The organism is Candidatus Thermoplasmatota archaeon (genome assembly GCA_022848865.1).
GTDB lineage: Archaea > Thermoplasmatota > Thermoplasmata > RBG-16-68-12 > JAGMCJ01 > JAGMCJ01.
In genome coordinates this window covers 1-14,756 of sequence record JAJISE010000047.1, presented here as the reverse complement: position 1 = coordinate 14,756, position 14,756 = coordinate 1, and the positions used below count along the sequence as shown (strand labels likewise).

Below are 14,756 nucleotides of genomic sequence, written 5' to 3'. Positions count from 1 at the left end.
GTGCTCTACTTCTCGAGCCCCGCATGCATCGGACCATAGGGCTCGTCGGCAACGGACTCGCCGGGCGTGGATTCATGATCAATGGCGAAAGGGTTATGAGCCCGGGACACGGTTCCACGAACGGAGGGTAGAAGGTCCATGACCGAAACGCCGGATCAAAGGAAGCCCCCGTCGACGCGTGAACGTGCGTTGGTGGGGAGTTGCATGGTCCTTTCCGCTGCCCTCGTCGTCTCCGTTGTCCTCCTCCTCTTCGTCGCACTGCAGGGGGTGGGGCCGACCTGTCCGGGGGCCACCTACGTGCCGCATGTTCAACTGCACGTCACCGAGACGCCCGAGGGTTTCGAGGTCATGGTCGGTGGCGTGAGCATGGTGGTCCCGCTGCAGCACTACCGAGTGGACGTCCAGAAGGACGGCCAGTCCTGGACAGGCTTTCCGGCGGAACTGACGGACACCACGGAGAACCTCACGTACGACTGGGGCCCGTCGGGCGAATGGCTGAACTTCACGGACGTCGATCGGAACTTCGGGCTCTCATGGGGAGACACCTTCACCTTGGGGGACCTGGAATCGGGGTCGGAGTATGAGGTCGTGCTGCGCTGGTGGGAGGACAACAGGGTCGTCGTGTCCGAGACCGTCACCGCTCCTTAGGGATTGTGCAGTGTCGAGCAGCGTTCATGATCGTTTTGGCGGGACGCCTGCGGGTCCCTTTCACCCGTTTGACACGACCCACGCCACGTCTGCGGAGACCTTCACCCAGTAGCCTTCTCCCGCGAGAAGCACATCGGAGTCCTGCAGCACCCGCAGGAAGTGCGGCGGGGCGGATGCATCGAATCCCTCCACCCGCTCGACGGGCAGCTCCGCCTTCAGGTCCGCGACCGTGTAGGATGAGTTGAATGAGGGAAAGGAGACGAGGTTCCATCCCTCCCGCAAGTGTATCGTGGTCTGAGCGGGAACTAATCCCGCGACGTGGAAGTTGCAGTCCCCGGTGACGTTCACCCACAGGCCTATCGTGTGGCTGAGGTCAGTCAGTCCTCCATATCCTTTGGCCGTCATATGCCACTTCCACTCCCCGCTCGAGGAGTCGTAGAACCAGGCCCTATCGTACTTGACCGTCTGCAGAACTGTCCCGATGCTCTCGTCTGACAGAACGAGCGGGACGGAGACGAGATTCGGACCTGCGATGAGCTGGCGTGTGAACTTGGCGGCCTGATTCTCTGTGCACGACGATCCATTCGACCCCACGGCACAGACAAGATAGAAGTAGTCGTGCTCGTCCAGACCCACTAGTTGATTCACAAAGACGGACACACCTGCAGGAACACTCGCCAGATGAGAGTAACTGAGCCCGCTCCCGTCATAGACGTCAATCCCTCGGAAGATGTCATAGTGGGACACGCCACCACCGGGATCATCATCAGAGAGCTGCCACGTGATTGTAACGTCCTGAAGCTGCGCCCCGCTCAAGGATGCTGTGATGGCCGTTGGTGGCGCGGGTGGAGGTTGAGGAGACTGTTCCGCCGTTGTCCAGCTCCACGGATTGGGGACGGGTCCGGGGGGTATTGGCATACCATCCAAGTCGTTTCCGGNGACTGCCATCGTGTACAGAGTGGAGCTCTCGAATTCGTCCAAGTGGGTCAACATGACCGTCTTGTCCCCATCCATCCAGTTCACAGTGAGAGCGATGAAGGGAACGATCATGTATGTGAAGGTATGGACATCTATGCTCCTGCTGAATCTCACTATGATTGGGCGTGTGAGAGCCACGTCGACCTCCCCGTGATATGGATCAGTCGACTTCAGCAGATGCTCCTCGATTCCGGTGTAGAAGGTCCATGGATTCGGGACGGGGCCCGCAACGAGGCCGTTTCCGTTCTTGTCCTTTCCCTGGATTTCCACCGTGTATGCAGTGAGGACCTCGAACGGTTGCGTGGGAAGGAGAGTCAGGTTCGCGTCATTCAAATCCCACATCGGAAACAAGTCAACGAACGGGACTATGGTCCAGCTAACGGAGGTTGTGTTCATGGGCTTGCTGAAGACGGCTGATATTGTGTTGTCCAAGGGGACATTGGTCTGACCGTCGGAAGGATCGGTCACCGTGATCTTGGGCAGGCACACCGTTGTGAAGCTCCAAGGGTTAGGGACGAGGTCGTATCCTGGCAAGTACATGTAGCCATCCATGTCCCGTCCCTCCACGATGGCGACTTCATAGAGCTGACAGTCAAGGAACGGAACGGTGTGTGATAGCGTGAGTACTGTGTTGTTGACGGACCAACTCTGATTCCATCCCCCTGGGTGTGGAGGGTCTATAGTCCACATGACCGTCCCTGGGTCCATAGGCTTGCTCCACTCGATGACGATATCGTGGTCCAGCGGCACATCCGTCTGTCCGTGGTACGGATCAGTGTGGATGATCCTTAGCGGGCACTCGGTTTGGAACCACCATGGGTTCGGCACCAGGCTTGGGAAGGGGAATCCATCCAAGTAGAAGGCAACAGTGATCCACGAGCAAGGGTCGAAGGGATTGATGTGCGACAGCATCACGATGGTATCGCCAGCGCCCCATGTTGCGATCCATCCTCCAGGGTCCGGGAAGATAGCCCAGGTGATGCTGGACGCGGGGTCGACAGAGCCGCTGAAGCTAACCATTATGTCTTGGTATGTGTCGACGTCTGTCTCGCCATGCGCGGGGTCTGTCGAGACTATAACCACAATCGTGCTCCAGTTCCACGGATTCGGAACCGGCCCAGGGGCGAGCGGGTTACCGGCCACGTCCTCGGCGTAGGTGACGTTGAGCTCGTAGGTGGCAGGCGAGCTGAAGAGCGCCGCGTGGGTCCCGCGGACGGTGTCGTTCTCATAGACAGTGCTCTCCCACGACCAGTTCATACCCGGATCCCAACCCGAGAGGAATTCGCACGTGAAGGATGATGTCTTCATGGACTCGTTGAACCGGATGACGACGTCAGCGTCAGGGTAGACGACCTGCCCGTGAGCGGGAGACGTCCATTCGATGATCGGAGACGTCGTGTCTAGCGGTTCGTTGCGTTCGGGTGACCGCAGACTTCCTGGCGGGTCCGCGAAAGAGAAGACCGATACGAGGAGAGCCGTCACTACGATAGCGCTGAGAACGTCCATCCTTGCAGACACTGCCCGCATTCTCCTCCACTCTAGAGTATCTTTGTGCGGCGACGGCTTAAGTAATCTCTGGTGAACTCGTCGAATCATTTCGGCGGAACGCCCGCTAGACGCTCTTGACCCGGTACCTAAGGGCGCCCCCGTCCCTCTCCGCCTCGAGGACGCCGGCCCTCTCCATCAGCTTGATGTTGTGGTTGACCGTCTGCCTCGAGACGCCAAGCAGCCCCGCGAGCTGCCCCTGCGTTATGCTTGGGTTCTTGTCGATCCTCCTCAGCATCTTCACCTGCAGGTCGCTCAGTCTCACGCCCTTCTTGCGTGGTATCGTCATGTCCACAGGATAGAAGCGCTTCAGCTTCCCTTCACGCTGGGACTTCACGAAGTTCTGCTTCTCCAGGACGGAGAGGTGATAGGTCAGGAGACCGATGCTGAGGCTCAGCTCTCTGCGGATGGAGGAGTAGTGGTCCCCCGGATTCAGCTTGATGTACTCGTAGATCTGCCCCCTTACGAAATGGTCGAGGACCTGCGACCTCGAGAGCCTGACGTACAGCGGGACGAGCAGGGAGAGGAAGCCGTACCTTCCGACTTCCGTGAGCGTGACGAACAGGGCGGAGGCGAGCGCGAGCACGCCCAGCGGCAGCCCGCAGACGAGGACTGGGTCGAGCGGCTCCTCGGGTCGGGGCACCAGCCGCGTGACTACCAGCCTGCTCTCCCTGTCCGGGCCGTACCCCCGCCTCTCCGAGGCGGCCACGACAGGCATGCCGTCCGCATCGAGGACCATGTCGATGCTTCTAGTCTCCAACCGGAGGAAGGGGTCGTTTCTCGCGGACCCCACCGGGATGTACTCGTCCACGAAGACCATGCCGGTCCAGTTGACGGACACGTAGTGGCCGTATTCCCCTGCGACCACGTGGACCCGGTCCTCGCTGTCGATGAAGGCGGCCCCCATGCCGTCAGGACTGAGCGGGAGCGAGAACGAGGACACGGGATGCATATCCACGCCGTACACGTCCAGGGTCGAACCGATCAGATACGTCCTCCCGACCGAGTCGCGGGTGATGTAGTCCATGGAGACGTCAGGACCCATGTCGGTCGGATTGACGGTGTACGCGATGTCGCTGGAGGTCGCGTCGAACCGAGCGAAGTGCGATGTGCGGTTCCCCGTATGCCCCACGGCATAGCCCCCGCTAGGCAACAACTCCCATGTCTCCTCCCACACGCGCCAGGAGATGTGCACATTGGGGTCGACGAGCATGCCTTCGCCGCCCCTGCCCCCAGGAAGTAGACCAGACGATAGCTATCCCTCATACAACCCTCGAATGCATGTACCCATATCAAACTTCCTGAATTGCCGAGAGAATCGCCCGCCCATTCCTCGATTTGGATTCGATGGGATCACATTAGGGAGCTAGCCTGCCTCGGAAGCCAATTCCGGAAAGAGTTATACCCCTGATACAGATTCTGGGCAACGAGGAGATACCCATGACAAAGAAAGTCAAAGATGTTCCCAGAGGTGAACGCATGATAGAACTGAGGATACGCTTCTGGACGAACGACATCGACGGCAACCCGAAGGGAGCAGTAACTCAAAGAGTGTGCTGGGACAGCGGCCTTGTCTACGTTGTCAGAAACAAGAGCCACGGAATCGAGAGTAAGGGCCCAAGCTACTTCAAGGGGCTCTGCCATCTTTTGTGTTCAGTCGAGAAGGTGCTCGAGAAGCACGACATCAAGCTTGAGATGGATCCACGAACTCCGGATGTCTACCGAAAGTAGGAGCCTGCGCTTCCCGCCCAAAACGCACAAGAACCGCCCCGCCCATCTCGTGCGTATGCAAGTCCTCGCGATCAACGGCAGCCCCCGCGGCTCGGGAGGCGTAACCGCCCTGATCCTGAAGCCCTTCCTCGAGGGGCTCGGGAACGCGGAGCTCATCCACACCAAGGACCTGGACATCCGCCCGTGCCAGGGCGACTTCGCCTGCTGGATCCGGACGCCGGGCAAGTGCCACCAAGAAGACGACATGCGCGCCGTCCTCGAGAAGATAGCGACCGCGGACGTCCTCGTCCTCGCGACGCCCCTCTACGTCGACGGCATGAGCGGGCCGCTGAAGAACCTCCTGGACAGGATGATACCCCTGCTCGAGCCGGAGTTCGAGCTCCGCGGGGGGCACTGCCGCCACGCGCTCAGGGAGAACGTGAAGCGGGGCAGGCTCGTCCTCGTCTCCAGCTGCGGCTTCCACGAGCTGGACAACTTCGACCCGCTGCTCGTGCACGTGCGCGCCGCGTGCGAGAACCTGGGCCGCGAGTTCGCAGGCGCCCTCCTCCGCCCGCACGGGTGGGTGCTGAGGCATCTTCTCAAGCAGGGCGAGGCGCAGGACGTGCTCGACGCCGCGAGGCGGGCGGGGCGGGAGCTGGTCGAGGGAGATATGTCGGCCGAGACGCTCACGGCCGTGAGTCGAGAGGTCGTAACCCTCGAGGAGTGCGTGCGGATGATGAACGAGTGAGCGCCCCTCGCGGCCTTGTCCAGACGAGACAGTGGCACGTGTCACTTCGGAAACCCTTATCTCGCTGGAGCGCCTTGACAAGGTCGGAGATCATGCAGAGCACGACCGAGTGGATCGTCGACCAGGCGAGGGAGTTCATCGAGAGGAAGGGAGGCTACAGCTTCGTCCAACTCAGGAAGGTGAAAGAGTACGCGGAGAAGGGCGTCTGGACCGTCACCTTCGACGTCGGCGTGCTCAAGGACGCCCCCAAGACCGTCGTCGTGGAGGATGGGACGGGTAAGGTCGTTGGGTTCGACTGATCCGACGAGTGAGTGACCGCTTCGGGAAGGTTTATTACCCTCGGCATACATATCTGTATACAGAGGTGTATACATGCGCTCCAGAGTGGTCTCGACACGCGTGGGCGAGGACGTGCTGAAGGAGCTCGAGCGGGAGGGCATGAGCCCCGCGGAGGTCTCGCGAAGGGCGATCGAGGCCGAGGCCGCCAGGATCAGGGCGCAGCGGTCCCTCGGAGTCCTCAAGGAGAAGGCGGTCAGGAGCCGCGAGAGCGTCGCGGACATCATCAGAAGGCTGAGGGACGAGTCGTGATAGTCGACGCGAGCGTCCTGGCGAAGACATTCGTGGAGGAGGAGGACAGTGACGACGTGCGCGCCCTCATCCTGCTTCTGACGGCGAGGGAGAAGCTGCTCTCCCCGGAGCTGGTCAAGTACGAGCTGGGGAGCGTCGCGCTGAAGGTCTCGCGAGGGGGAAGGACGCCGCCCTTCGCGGAGGCGATCGGTCTGGTCGACGAGGTCCCCTTTGACCCGATCCTCCTCACGCGCTCGATCGAGGTGGCGAGGTCGAACGGGCTCTCCTTCTACGACGGGTGCTACCTGGCGCTCGCGGAGATGGAGGACTGCCTGCTGTGGACGGCGGACGGGGCGCTCCTGGAGAAGGCTCCGAAGAGCACGGTCTCGACGGGGACGCTGCTCGAGGCGTTCGCGGAGACGGGGAGCGAGTGACCCTCGCTAGATGCAAGGATTCGTGCGAATAGGCGACCATTTTCCTGATAGAGTCGCGCGTTCCCAGTATACAATCCTCTTATGCGACCAGGTCGAATGATACAGTATGAGAGGGATTGCGAAAGGAAGGGCTCTTGCGTTTGCGCTCATAATGCTCGTCTCGCTCCTCGCGGGCACGAGCCTGATTCCGAGCGCGAGTGCGGCAGTGCTCTACGTAGGTGGGGTTGGTCCGGGAAACTACACGACGATCCAGGCAGCCGTCGACGCCGCGAATCCAGGGGACACCGTCTACGTCTACTCCGGCGTCTACAAGGAGAGCGTCTCAATATCCAAGCCGCTCACATTGGTGGGCAGGCACGCGGAGACGACCGAGATCAGGGCCGAGAATCGCCCAACGGCGGTCTTCGTGTCAGAGTCTCACGTGGAAGTCTCCGGATTCACGATCGGCGGGTCATCGGACAAGGGGCTCGTCCTGCATCGTGGCCATGACTGCAGGTTCGCCAACAACACATTTCACGGGGACATACAGGGGATCACTCTCCGTTACTCGAGTCACAACACGATAGAGGGGAATGCCATCCTGAAGGGTCTCAGTGGTGGCATCAGGGTCCTCTACTCTGACGCCAACGTGATTCAGGGCAACAGCATCTCGCAGAAGGAACGGGGGATCAGAATCTCCTACTCGGACGGCAGCTCCATACTGGGCAATGTCATTCTTGAGACAGACAAGGGAATCGAGCTTGCCTACTCATACGACGCTGAGATCGTCGGCAACCGCGTATCTGGAAGCGGCAGCTACGGGATAGCCCTGTTCTACTCAGGCGATGCCCAGATAAGAGCCAACACCGTCTCGGATTACGGCGACGGAATCTTGAGCTGGTACCCCAGGAGGGACATCCTCATAACCGGCAACCTGATCTCGGACAACGACCGGGGCGTATACGCGGGACTTGCGAGTGCCGTCCAGATATCAGTCACCAACAACAGGATAATGGGGAACTCGATAGCCGGTATCCGCCTGCTAGGCACCCACGACAACCTCATTTCAGGGAATACCATCGGACACAATGTGGCCGGAGTCGAAATCGATGACCCTCGGGGGAGCAACTGGGTGTATCACAACAACTTCATAGAGAACGGAGAACATGCCTGCGACGACAACCTCAACGGCACGTGGGACGACGGATATCCTTCGGGAGGGAACTACTGGGACGACTACACGGGTGAGGATGAGTTCTCAGGGCCGTACCAAGATAGACCCGGGCGAGACGGGATCGGAGACACGCCTCGTGTCGTTCCTCCCTGTGCGCCTGACCGTGGCGACCCTGCAGACAGGTATCCTCTGATGAGGCCCTATGCTCCTCATTCTCCTCCTGTCGGTTTGTATGGCACTCTCCAATCCGATGGAATGCCAGTGCCGCTGCCCCAGGAATACGGGCTTTCGGGAATCGAGAACATCACGGTGAACCGGAAACCACCTGGTGGAGGGGGCGGGTCCAGGACATGCAGCTCCGCGGGTCACGAAGACTGCCTGCCTGAACCAGGCGTGGGGGTTCCCTTTAGCACCGCATTCGAGAGCAGAGTGTCGGGGACTGGTTCCATCGGGACGTCCACCCAGACACCGGATTGGGGGGCGACCTGGGCGCGTTCGGATCCCTAACAACCGGAGACTGCTATGATGAGAAGAAGCCTGGTGGTCGTGCTTTTCCTCCTGTGCGCCTCGTTGGCGGGCATGAGCGTGCTTCCAAGCGCACAGGCAACTGTGCTCTTCGTCGGCGGGGCGGGACCTGGCAACTACACGACTATCCAGGATGCAATCAACGCTTCGACACCAGGGGACACCGTGTACGTGTACAGCGGAACGTACTGCGGAGAGATCTTGGTCAACAAGGCACTCACGCTTCGAGGGGAGGGAGCGCTGACGACGACCATCGACGCTTGCGGAAGCGTGAGCGCTGTGACCATCTTGGCCGATTCAGTGCACATCAGAGACTTCACAATCGTCAATGGGACTGATGGCGCTCCTGAACCACCGCCCCCGCCCGTTCCTGTTGACCCAGGCATTAGTGTCATCGGGGCCTCCGACTGCTTGATTTCCAACAACGTGATCTCTGACAACCTGATCGGCATTCTCTTGTGGGAGGCACACAACTGCGTCATCAGCAACAACAGCTTCAGCAACAACACGTGGGCCATCCGCATCAGACCCTCTGAGTTCCGATACTCGAGTGAGATAGCGATCAGGGACAACATCTTTCGGAGCTCCACCCGTGAGGCCATATTCGCAGACTCCCTGTGGCAAAGCACCATCACAAACAACACATTCGAAGATGGTCACGGCATCTTCCTCTACCATTCGGAAAGAGTCGAAGTGGCGCACAATGATCTCTCCTCGGAGGGAGGTGGAATCATCGTCTACTTCTCCTACGGGAACACAGTCACCGACAACACGATATCCAATCCAGAGTGGACTGCCATCAATATATGGGGCTCGAACAACTTGATTGCCAGGAATCGCATCACCAACAGTGACTGGGGAATCTCTTTGTATCTGTCCTGCACCAACACCATCCGTGAGAACGACATCATAGGGAACAAATGGGGAATCATCCTCTACCTGGATGAGTACGAGTATTGGCATCCGAGTGTGGGGAATGTCTTCTACCACAACAACTTCGTCGATAACACGAATCATGCCTGTGACAGCGGCTACGACAACGAGTGGGACAATGGCTATCCCTCAGGGGGCAACTACTGGAGCGACTACTCGGGTCCTGACGAGTTCAGTGGCCCGAACCAGACGGAGCCAGGCAGCGACGGTTTTGGAGACACACCGCGTGTCGTGGACGTCTGTCCGAATTTCCCCTATGAATACGTCACACCGCAGCACAATGAAGATAGGTATCCCCTGATGGAGCCCTATGTTGTGCCTCAAGCGCCTCCGTCCAGACCCCAAGACTTACAGGCGACAGCTGGAATCGCGCGAATAGTGCTCGATTGGCACCCTCCACGATACGACGGCGGTTCCCCGATCACGAACTACAGCATCTACCGCAGCTATGCTCCAGGTACGGAGACCTTACTGGTCGAAATCGGGAACGTCACGACGTACGTTGACACGGGACTCGAGTTGGGGAAGACATACCACTACCGGGTCGCGGCTAGAAACGCAATCGGCGAGGGGGCTAGGTCGAACGAGGCGAGCGCGACTGTCCTCGTGGCGTTGAAGCCCCCGCTTGACCTGATACGCGTACCCGGGTTCGAGAACAACACGGTGAGCTGGACGCCTCCTGGCGGAGGCGGCGGGTCCAGGATATGCGGTTCCGCAGGTCACGAAGACTGTGTGCGGGAAGTGGGAAACGTTTCATCGAGGCGATCGAGCAGCGGACGAACTGGAGGATGATATGAGAATCCGAAGTCTCTCCGTCGTGCTTCTCCTCGTGACCGGCACGCTTCTGGCGGGACTCGTTGTAGTCCCCGTGAACGTGAGCGCGGGCACTCTCTACGTCGGCGGGACGGGTCCGGGGAACTATACCTCGTTTCAAGGGGCGATAAACGTCGCAATCCCCGGGGACACAATCTACGTCTACAACGGGACCTACTGCGGGGGTCTCTTGGTCAACAAGCCGCTCACGTTGCTTGGAGAGGGAGCACTGACGACCACCATCGACGGCTGCGGAGCCGAGAACGTCGTGAGCGTGACCGCCAGCGATGTGAAGGTGATGGGGTTCACGATCACGAACAACTACTCCTATGATTTACCGCCGGGGCCGATCGACCCCGGGATCAGACTGAGCGGCGTGACGGGCTGCCTAATCTCAGAGAACGTGATCGCGAGCAACGAGATCGGCATCTACATGACCGCGACGAAGAACTGCGTCATCTCAAGCAACATCTTCACGGGTAACAAATACGGTGTTACCATCAGACAACGCTCCAACAACAACCGTATCGAGGGCAACTCGTTCTCCTGGAGTCTCATAGCGATCGACATGGGAGACTGGCCCATAGAGAACGGACCCTGGAGCAATTCCGTGATTGACAACCAGATTTCCTACAGCAACACCGGAATCCTGATATCGGAACGGGGCTCCAGCGAGGTCCGCGGGAACTCGATCTCGTACAACGACTATGGCATTTTCGTATGGTGGACCTATGGTGTGGAGATCTTCGAGAACACCGTGATGTTCAACGGCCAGGGTATCGGTCTGGCCAACACGGATTTCGTCCATGTCTTTGACAACAACATGATCGGCAACGTGGTGCAGGCCTACGACGAGGGTTGCTACGACTACTACTACGACTGGTGCTACGACTGGTTCTACCGGAACTACTGGAGCGACTACACGGGCGTAGATGGGGATGGCGACGGAATCGGAGATACGCCGTACGTGATCAGCACCGACCCGGACCATCCGAGCGAGGATCCCAGCCCTCGAATGGATCCCCTTCTGCCCCCGTCCCCCCCGTCCAAGCCACTTAACCTGAGGGCAAGAGGTGGCGCCGATCTCGTGAGACTCGTCTGGGAGCCGCCTGTCTTCGATGGCGGTCTCGAGATAGAGAAATACCGAGTGTATCGGGGCGCCACGCCCTACGCGCTCTCCTTCATCATGGAGACGGGCATCCTTCGGTACGATGACAAGGGGCTGACTCCGGGCACGTACTTCTATGTCGTCAGGGCCGTGAACAGCGCAGGGGAGGGAGAGGCATCGAACGTCGCGCAGGCGGCGACGGGGCAAGTGCCAGGTCCGCCGGTATATCTGAACGCCTCCCTCGTGGGTTACAAGCTCGGAGACGTGCAGGTCAGTTGGCACCTGTCAGCGGATGACCTCGGCGGCGCTCAGTCGGTCAAGTCCTACGAGGTCTACAGGAGTGCCAGCTTCGATCCGAGCGGGAAGGACTACACGCTCATCGCCTCCAAGCCCAGGATGTCGAAGTGGCACCTGGACCCGGGGACCGGAGAGGGGAACTTCTCCAACGTCTTCTACCGCGTCTGTGCTGTGACCGCTTCCAACATCTCCTCCTGCGCTCAAGAGCAGCCCGCGAAGTTCACGCGCCCTCTTCTAGAAGGGCCGAACCTCCTGTCCATCCCCCTGCGGCAGTACGACGACTCCTTGGATGTGGTGCTGCAGACGGTCGACTTCGACAGGGCGTGGCAGTTCGACCCGCTCCAGCATCAGTGGAAGACCTACTCCAGGTCAAAGTCGTACAGCTCCCTGAATCGGATTGACCACACGATGGGAGTGTGGGTGAGCGTCACGGGGAGATCGAATTTCACCGTCGCGGGGGTGATTCCCGTTCAGACGCAGATTCAGCTCTACGAGGGGTGGAACCTCGTGGGCTATCCATCGTTCTACCCCAAATACCGCATATCGGACCTGAAGGCGACCGTTCCGGTGGACAGGGTGGAGGCCTATGATCCATCGGCCCCGCCGAACTTCCTGAGACCGCTCACTGACGCCGATTTCATGAGCCCGAGCCAAGGCTATTGGGTGAGAGCTTCGAGCGATGCATTGTGGACCCTCGTCAGCAAGTGATGGGCATGGTGCCGGAACAAGGAGAACATGAAGCGGGGCAGGCTCGTCCTTGCTCTCGAACGCCGGCATTCTCGATTGGGAAGACTCACTCGTAAGCGAGAGCGGGGAGATTACGGATGTCCGTGAGACCGAGGAAACCGGATCCTGTTGATTCGAAAAGCAAGCGAGGGCTGAGCAGTTCGTGTGGTCCTGCGCCTTTGGAACGACTTCCCGCCTGGACTGAGGGATGCGTCTAGATGTCGTCCGACATTTGCATGTTCTGAAACATTTAAGTATGCCCAAACCCTATTCCACACCATGAAGAGGAAGTACATCCAGACCGAGCTGGACCTGACCTCATACTCCAAGCTGAGGAACCTGAGCGAGATGAGGAACATCCCGATAAAGGAGGCGATAAGGGACGCGATAAGGGAGTACATCAGCAAGCGGGAGGGGGAGGTCGAGGACGATCCCATCTTCTCCATCGTCGGTGCCCTCGACCTGGGAGATAAGGACTGGAGCGAGCGCAAGGACTGGAGGCCCTAGTTGAGGATCTACGTCGATACCAGCGGCTTCATCGCCCTGGCCTCCAGGAAGGACAGGAACCACGCCGCGTCGGAGGAGTTCCTGCGGGCGTCGCTTGAGGAGGGGCATCGCTTCGTGACGGGGAAGAATGTGCTGATCGAGTACGTCGACGGCCTGACGAAACGCGCGTCCAAGAAGGAGGCTATCCGTCAGCTGGATTCCATCCTTTCTTCCACGTTCCTATTGATCGAAGAGGTTCGGGAGGAGGACTGGAGCCTGGGTATGGACTACTTCAGGAGATACTACGACAAGGCGATCGATCTGACGGACTCGCTGTCCTTCGCCATCATGGAGCGCCTGAAGATCGATACGGCCTTCGCTTTCGACCGGGACTTCGAGGTCCACGGGTTCGTGGTGCTTCCTTCCTAGATCCTCGAGGTTCTTCGGAGCACCCGAGGCCGCGGGTGAGCGAGTGGGATTCGTTCGCTGTCAGGGAGTCTCCACTTACCCTCTTCGAACGTCGATCGTGAGTTTGATCGGGTTCATCAGGCAGTAGACCGCCGGACACCTCTCCTGGGCGAGTTTCTTCAGTCTCTCTGTCGTCTGATCGTCGGCGTCAGAGTCGACAACGACTCTCCACCTGACTTCTTCAACGATGGGGTCATCCGACAGTCCAAAGACCTTCGATACGTCGATGTGGCCCTCAGTTTCAACCTCAAGCTTCCTGAGGGCAACTCCCTCCATCGCGGCAAGAGCCGCAAAGGTGAACGCATAGCAAGATGCTAGGCCGTACAGACAGTAGTGCAGCGGACCGGGTGCGCTTCCCCATCCTCCCAGTGGGGTGGGCATGTCGGCATCTACAGTGAAGGTTCCCCCCTCGACCTCCATTTCAGAGCGAAACTGAGGCTGCCCTTCTTCGAATATCCACTTTCCCGTGACCTTGGGGGTTATCTTTGCATTCGCGGAGTCCCCTTTGATCGCTTCCATTAGCTTCGTCAGGCTCTCCATGTTCACGTGGTTCATAACACCGTTATACCTGACAGTCTATATGCGTCTTATCTACGTCCAAGTATGTTTTCTCGGGTTTCTTCGATCCCGCATGGGCGAAAATGGCTCAGTCGTGCCTCGATGCAGCTCCGAGCGCTCGTTGTCACGACCGTGCTACAGGAGCCCACTCCTGCTGAGGATCTCCCTGACCGATTCGGTCGCCCGGTGCAGGTCCTCCGTGTTCTTCGCGCCCGTGAGGACCATCTTGCCCGAGCCGAAGAGCAGACAGACTATCTTGGGATCATCCAGCCTGAGAACCAGCCCGGGGAACTGCTCGGGCTCGTACTCCATGTTCAGGTCAAGCGAGATGGCGATGTTGTTGAGGTTCAGATCGCTGCCAAGATCGCACACGGCCACGATGTTCTGAACAGTTATCTCCGGATGCCGCTCAACGGGCATTCCAGCCTCGTGCAGTTTGCCCGCAACGATCTCCACGGACTCTCGAACATCATCGAGGCTCTTCCCTCCTGTGCACACGACCTTCCCGGTTCTGAACAGGAGAAGGGCGGTCTTCGGCTTCTTCATGCGATAGACCAATCCTGGGAACCTCTCGGTATCGTACTGTGCGCCTTCCAGTATCGGCACGACAGCGTCCAGGTCAAGCTTATCGGCAAGCCGCGTTGATGCGACTATGTTCTGCACTTCCGCCTTCTTCGGGTCTCCTCCCACGCCCCAGCATAACCGCGGTTGGGGAAAAGGCTTTCGCAACGGTTAAAGGGCGCTTTGGGAGGCTGAGACACGGAGCGAAGGCGAGAGCGATGAGGGTGATCACCATGAACATGGCGATATGAAGACGAGGATTGGCTCCGTCTCCCCAGACATCGACTCCGCCAGTATGAAATCGTTTCAGAGGGAAGAATGGAAGGTTCCCCGCGGAGAATGGCATTCCTTCCGGGCGGTCAGCATCCCAAGGAAGAAGACGATCGTGGGAACGGGGCTCCTCCTCAGTAGACAGGAACAGAGTGGGATTCTTCCGTGGCAGGAGCACCCTCGAAGGAATCGATGTCCTCCTTCAATCGCAGGCGCTCCGCAACCTCA

The 14,756-nt window shown here is 59.2% G+C and carries 15 protein-coding genes; 11 read left to right on the top strand and 4 right to left on the bottom strand.

What is annotated here, in order from left to right; translation table 11 throughout:
• Positions 1–204 precede the first annotated feature (204 nt).
• Positions 205–648: a hypothetical protein gene (locus LN415_08350; GenBank protein ID MCJ2557097.1), complete on the top strand. Its 444-nt coding sequence runs from the start codon at positions 205–207 to the stop codon at positions 646–648.
• A 60-nt stretch (positions 649–708) separates the two neighbouring features.
• On the opposite strand, the gene LN415_08345 is transcribed toward LN415_08350, so the two are convergent.
• Together LN415_08345 and LN415_08340 are read right to left on the bottom strand one after the other, a co-directional pair.
• Positions 709–3,144 carry an Ig-like domain-containing protein gene (locus tag LN415_08345; protein MCJ2557096.1) on the bottom strand — a complete coding sequence of 812 codons (2,436 nt, stop codon included), beginning with the start codon at positions 3,142–3,144 and terminating at the stop codon, positions 709–711.
• Positions 3,145–3,238: 94 nt separating this feature from the next.
• Entirely contained in the window at positions 3,239–4,384 is a 1,146-nt protein-coding gene (locus tag LN415_08340; protein MCJ2557095.1) for a winged helix-turn-helix transcriptional regulator, read from the bottom strand.
• A gap of 266 nt (positions 4,385–4,650) precedes the next feature.
• Between LN415_08340 and LN415_08335 the strand changes: the two genes are divergently transcribed.
• The 10 genes from LN415_08335 to LN415_08290 all read left to right on the top strand — a co-directional run bounded on the left by LN415_08335 (position 4,651) and on the right by LN415_08290 (position 13,100).
• Positions 4,651–4,902, top strand: coding sequence for a hypothetical protein (locus tag LN415_08335; GenBank protein ID MCJ2557094.1), 252 nt, complete (start codon positions 4,651–4,653; stop codon positions 4,900–4,902).
• Positions 4,886–5,629 (top strand): flavodoxin family protein, encoded by a 744-nt coding sequence (locus LN415_08330; protein ID MCJ2557093.1) that lies wholly within the window; start codon positions 4,886–4,888, stop codon positions 5,627–5,629. Before LN415_08335 ends, LN415_08330 begins: the two co-directional genes overlap by 17 nt.
• Positions 5,630–5,703: 74 nt before the next feature.
• Positions 5,704–5,928, top strand: a complete 225-nt coding sequence (locus LN415_08325; GenBank protein ID MCJ2557092.1) for a hypothetical protein — start codon at positions 5,704–5,706, stop codon at positions 5,926–5,928.
• Positions 5,929–6,001: 73 nt separating this feature from the next.
• Positions 6,002–6,217: a hypothetical protein gene (locus LN415_08320; protein ID MCJ2557091.1), complete on the top strand. Its 216-nt coding sequence runs from the start codon at positions 6,002–6,004 to the stop codon at positions 6,215–6,217.
• Positions 6,214–6,630 (top strand): type II toxin-antitoxin system VapC family toxin, encoded by a 417-nt coding sequence (locus LN415_08315; GenBank protein ID MCJ2557090.1) that lies wholly within the window; start codon positions 6,214–6,216, stop codon positions 6,628–6,630. The genes LN415_08320 and LN415_08315 overlap by 4 nt, the downstream gene beginning before the upstream one ends.
• A 106-nt stretch (positions 6,631–6,736) precedes the next feature.
• Positions 6,737–8,290 (top strand): right-handed parallel beta-helix repeat-containing protein, encoded by a 1,554-nt coding sequence (locus LN415_08310; protein MCJ2557089.1) that lies wholly within the window; start codon positions 6,737–6,739, stop codon positions 8,288–8,290.
• A 15-nt stretch (positions 8,291–8,305) separates the two neighbouring features.
• Positions 8,306–10,033, top strand: coding sequence for a right-handed parallel beta-helix repeat-containing protein (locus LN415_08305; GenBank protein ID MCJ2557088.1), 1,728 nt, complete (start codon positions 8,306–8,308; stop codon positions 10,031–10,033).
• Between the two features lies 1 nt (position 10,034).
• Complete coding sequence (locus tag LN415_08300; GenBank protein ID MCJ2557087.1) at positions 10,035–12,167, top strand: right-handed parallel beta-helix repeat-containing protein; 2,133 nt, start codon at positions 10,035–10,037, stop codon at positions 12,165–12,167.
• 297 nt (positions 12,168–12,464) lie between these two features.
• Positions 12,465–12,692, top strand: coding sequence for a hypothetical protein (locus LN415_08295; GenBank protein ID MCJ2557086.1), 228 nt, complete (start codon positions 12,465–12,467; stop codon positions 12,690–12,692).
• A complete protein-coding gene (locus tag LN415_08290; GenBank protein ID MCJ2557085.1) occupies positions 12,693–13,100 on the top strand; it encodes a PIN domain-containing protein in 408 nt (135 codons plus the stop codon).
• Between the two features lie 75 nt (positions 13,101–13,175).
• On the opposite strand, the gene LN415_08285 is transcribed toward LN415_08290, so the two are convergent.
• Together LN415_08285 and LN415_08280 are read right to left on the bottom strand one after the other, a co-directional pair.
• On the bottom strand, positions 13,176–13,658 hold the full coding sequence (locus LN415_08285; GenBank protein MCJ2557084.1) for an OsmC family protein: 483 nt from the start codon (positions 13,656–13,658) through the stop codon (positions 13,176–13,178).
• 174 nt (positions 13,659–13,832) lie between these two features.
• Positions 13,833–14,387 (bottom strand): TATA-box-binding protein, encoded by a 555-nt coding sequence (locus LN415_08280; protein MCJ2557083.1) that lies wholly within the window; start codon positions 14,385–14,387, stop codon positions 13,833–13,835.
• Positions 14,388–14,756: the final 369 nt, after the last annotated feature.

Bases quoted from the DNA above. Each gene is read 5' to 3' on its own strand.
- LN415_08305 (MCJ2557088.1), top strand. From the start codon at position 8,306: ATGATGAGAAGAAGCCTGGTGGTCGTGCTTTTCCTCCTGTGCGCCTCG.
- LN415_08330 (MCJ2557093.1), top strand. From the start codon at position 4,886: ATGTCTACCGAAAGTAGGAGCCTGCGCTTCCCGCCCAAAACGCACAAG.
- LN415_08310 (MCJ2557089.1), top strand. From the start codon at position 6,737: ATGAGAGGGATTGCGAAAGGAAGGGCTCTTGCGTTTGCGCTCATAATG.
- LN415_08340 (MCJ2557095.1), bottom strand. From the start codon at position 4,384: ATGCTCGTCGACCCCAATGTGCACATCTCCTGGCGCGTGTGGGAGGAG.
- LN415_08295 (MCJ2557086.1), top strand. From the start codon at position 12,465: ATGAAGAGGAAGTACATCCAGACCGAGCTGGACCTGACCTCATACTCC.
- LN415_08335 (MCJ2557094.1), top strand. From the start codon at position 4,651: ATGATAGAACTGAGGATACGCTTCTGGACGAACGACATCGACGGCAAC.
- LN415_08350 (MCJ2557097.1), top strand. From the start codon at position 205: ATGGTCCTTTCCGCTGCCCTCGTCGTCTCCGTTGTCCTCCTCCTCTTC.
- LN415_08285 (MCJ2557084.1), bottom strand. From the start codon at position 13,658: ATGGAAGCGATCAAAGGGGACTCCGCGAATGCAAAGATAACCCCCAAG.
- LN415_08300 (MCJ2557087.1), top strand. From the start codon at position 10,035: ATGAGAATCCGAAGTCTCTCCGTCGTGCTTCTCCTCGTGACCGGCACG.
- LN415_08320 (MCJ2557091.1), top strand. From the start codon at position 6,002: ATGCGCTCCAGAGTGGTCTCGACACGCGTGGGCGAGGACGTGCTGAAG.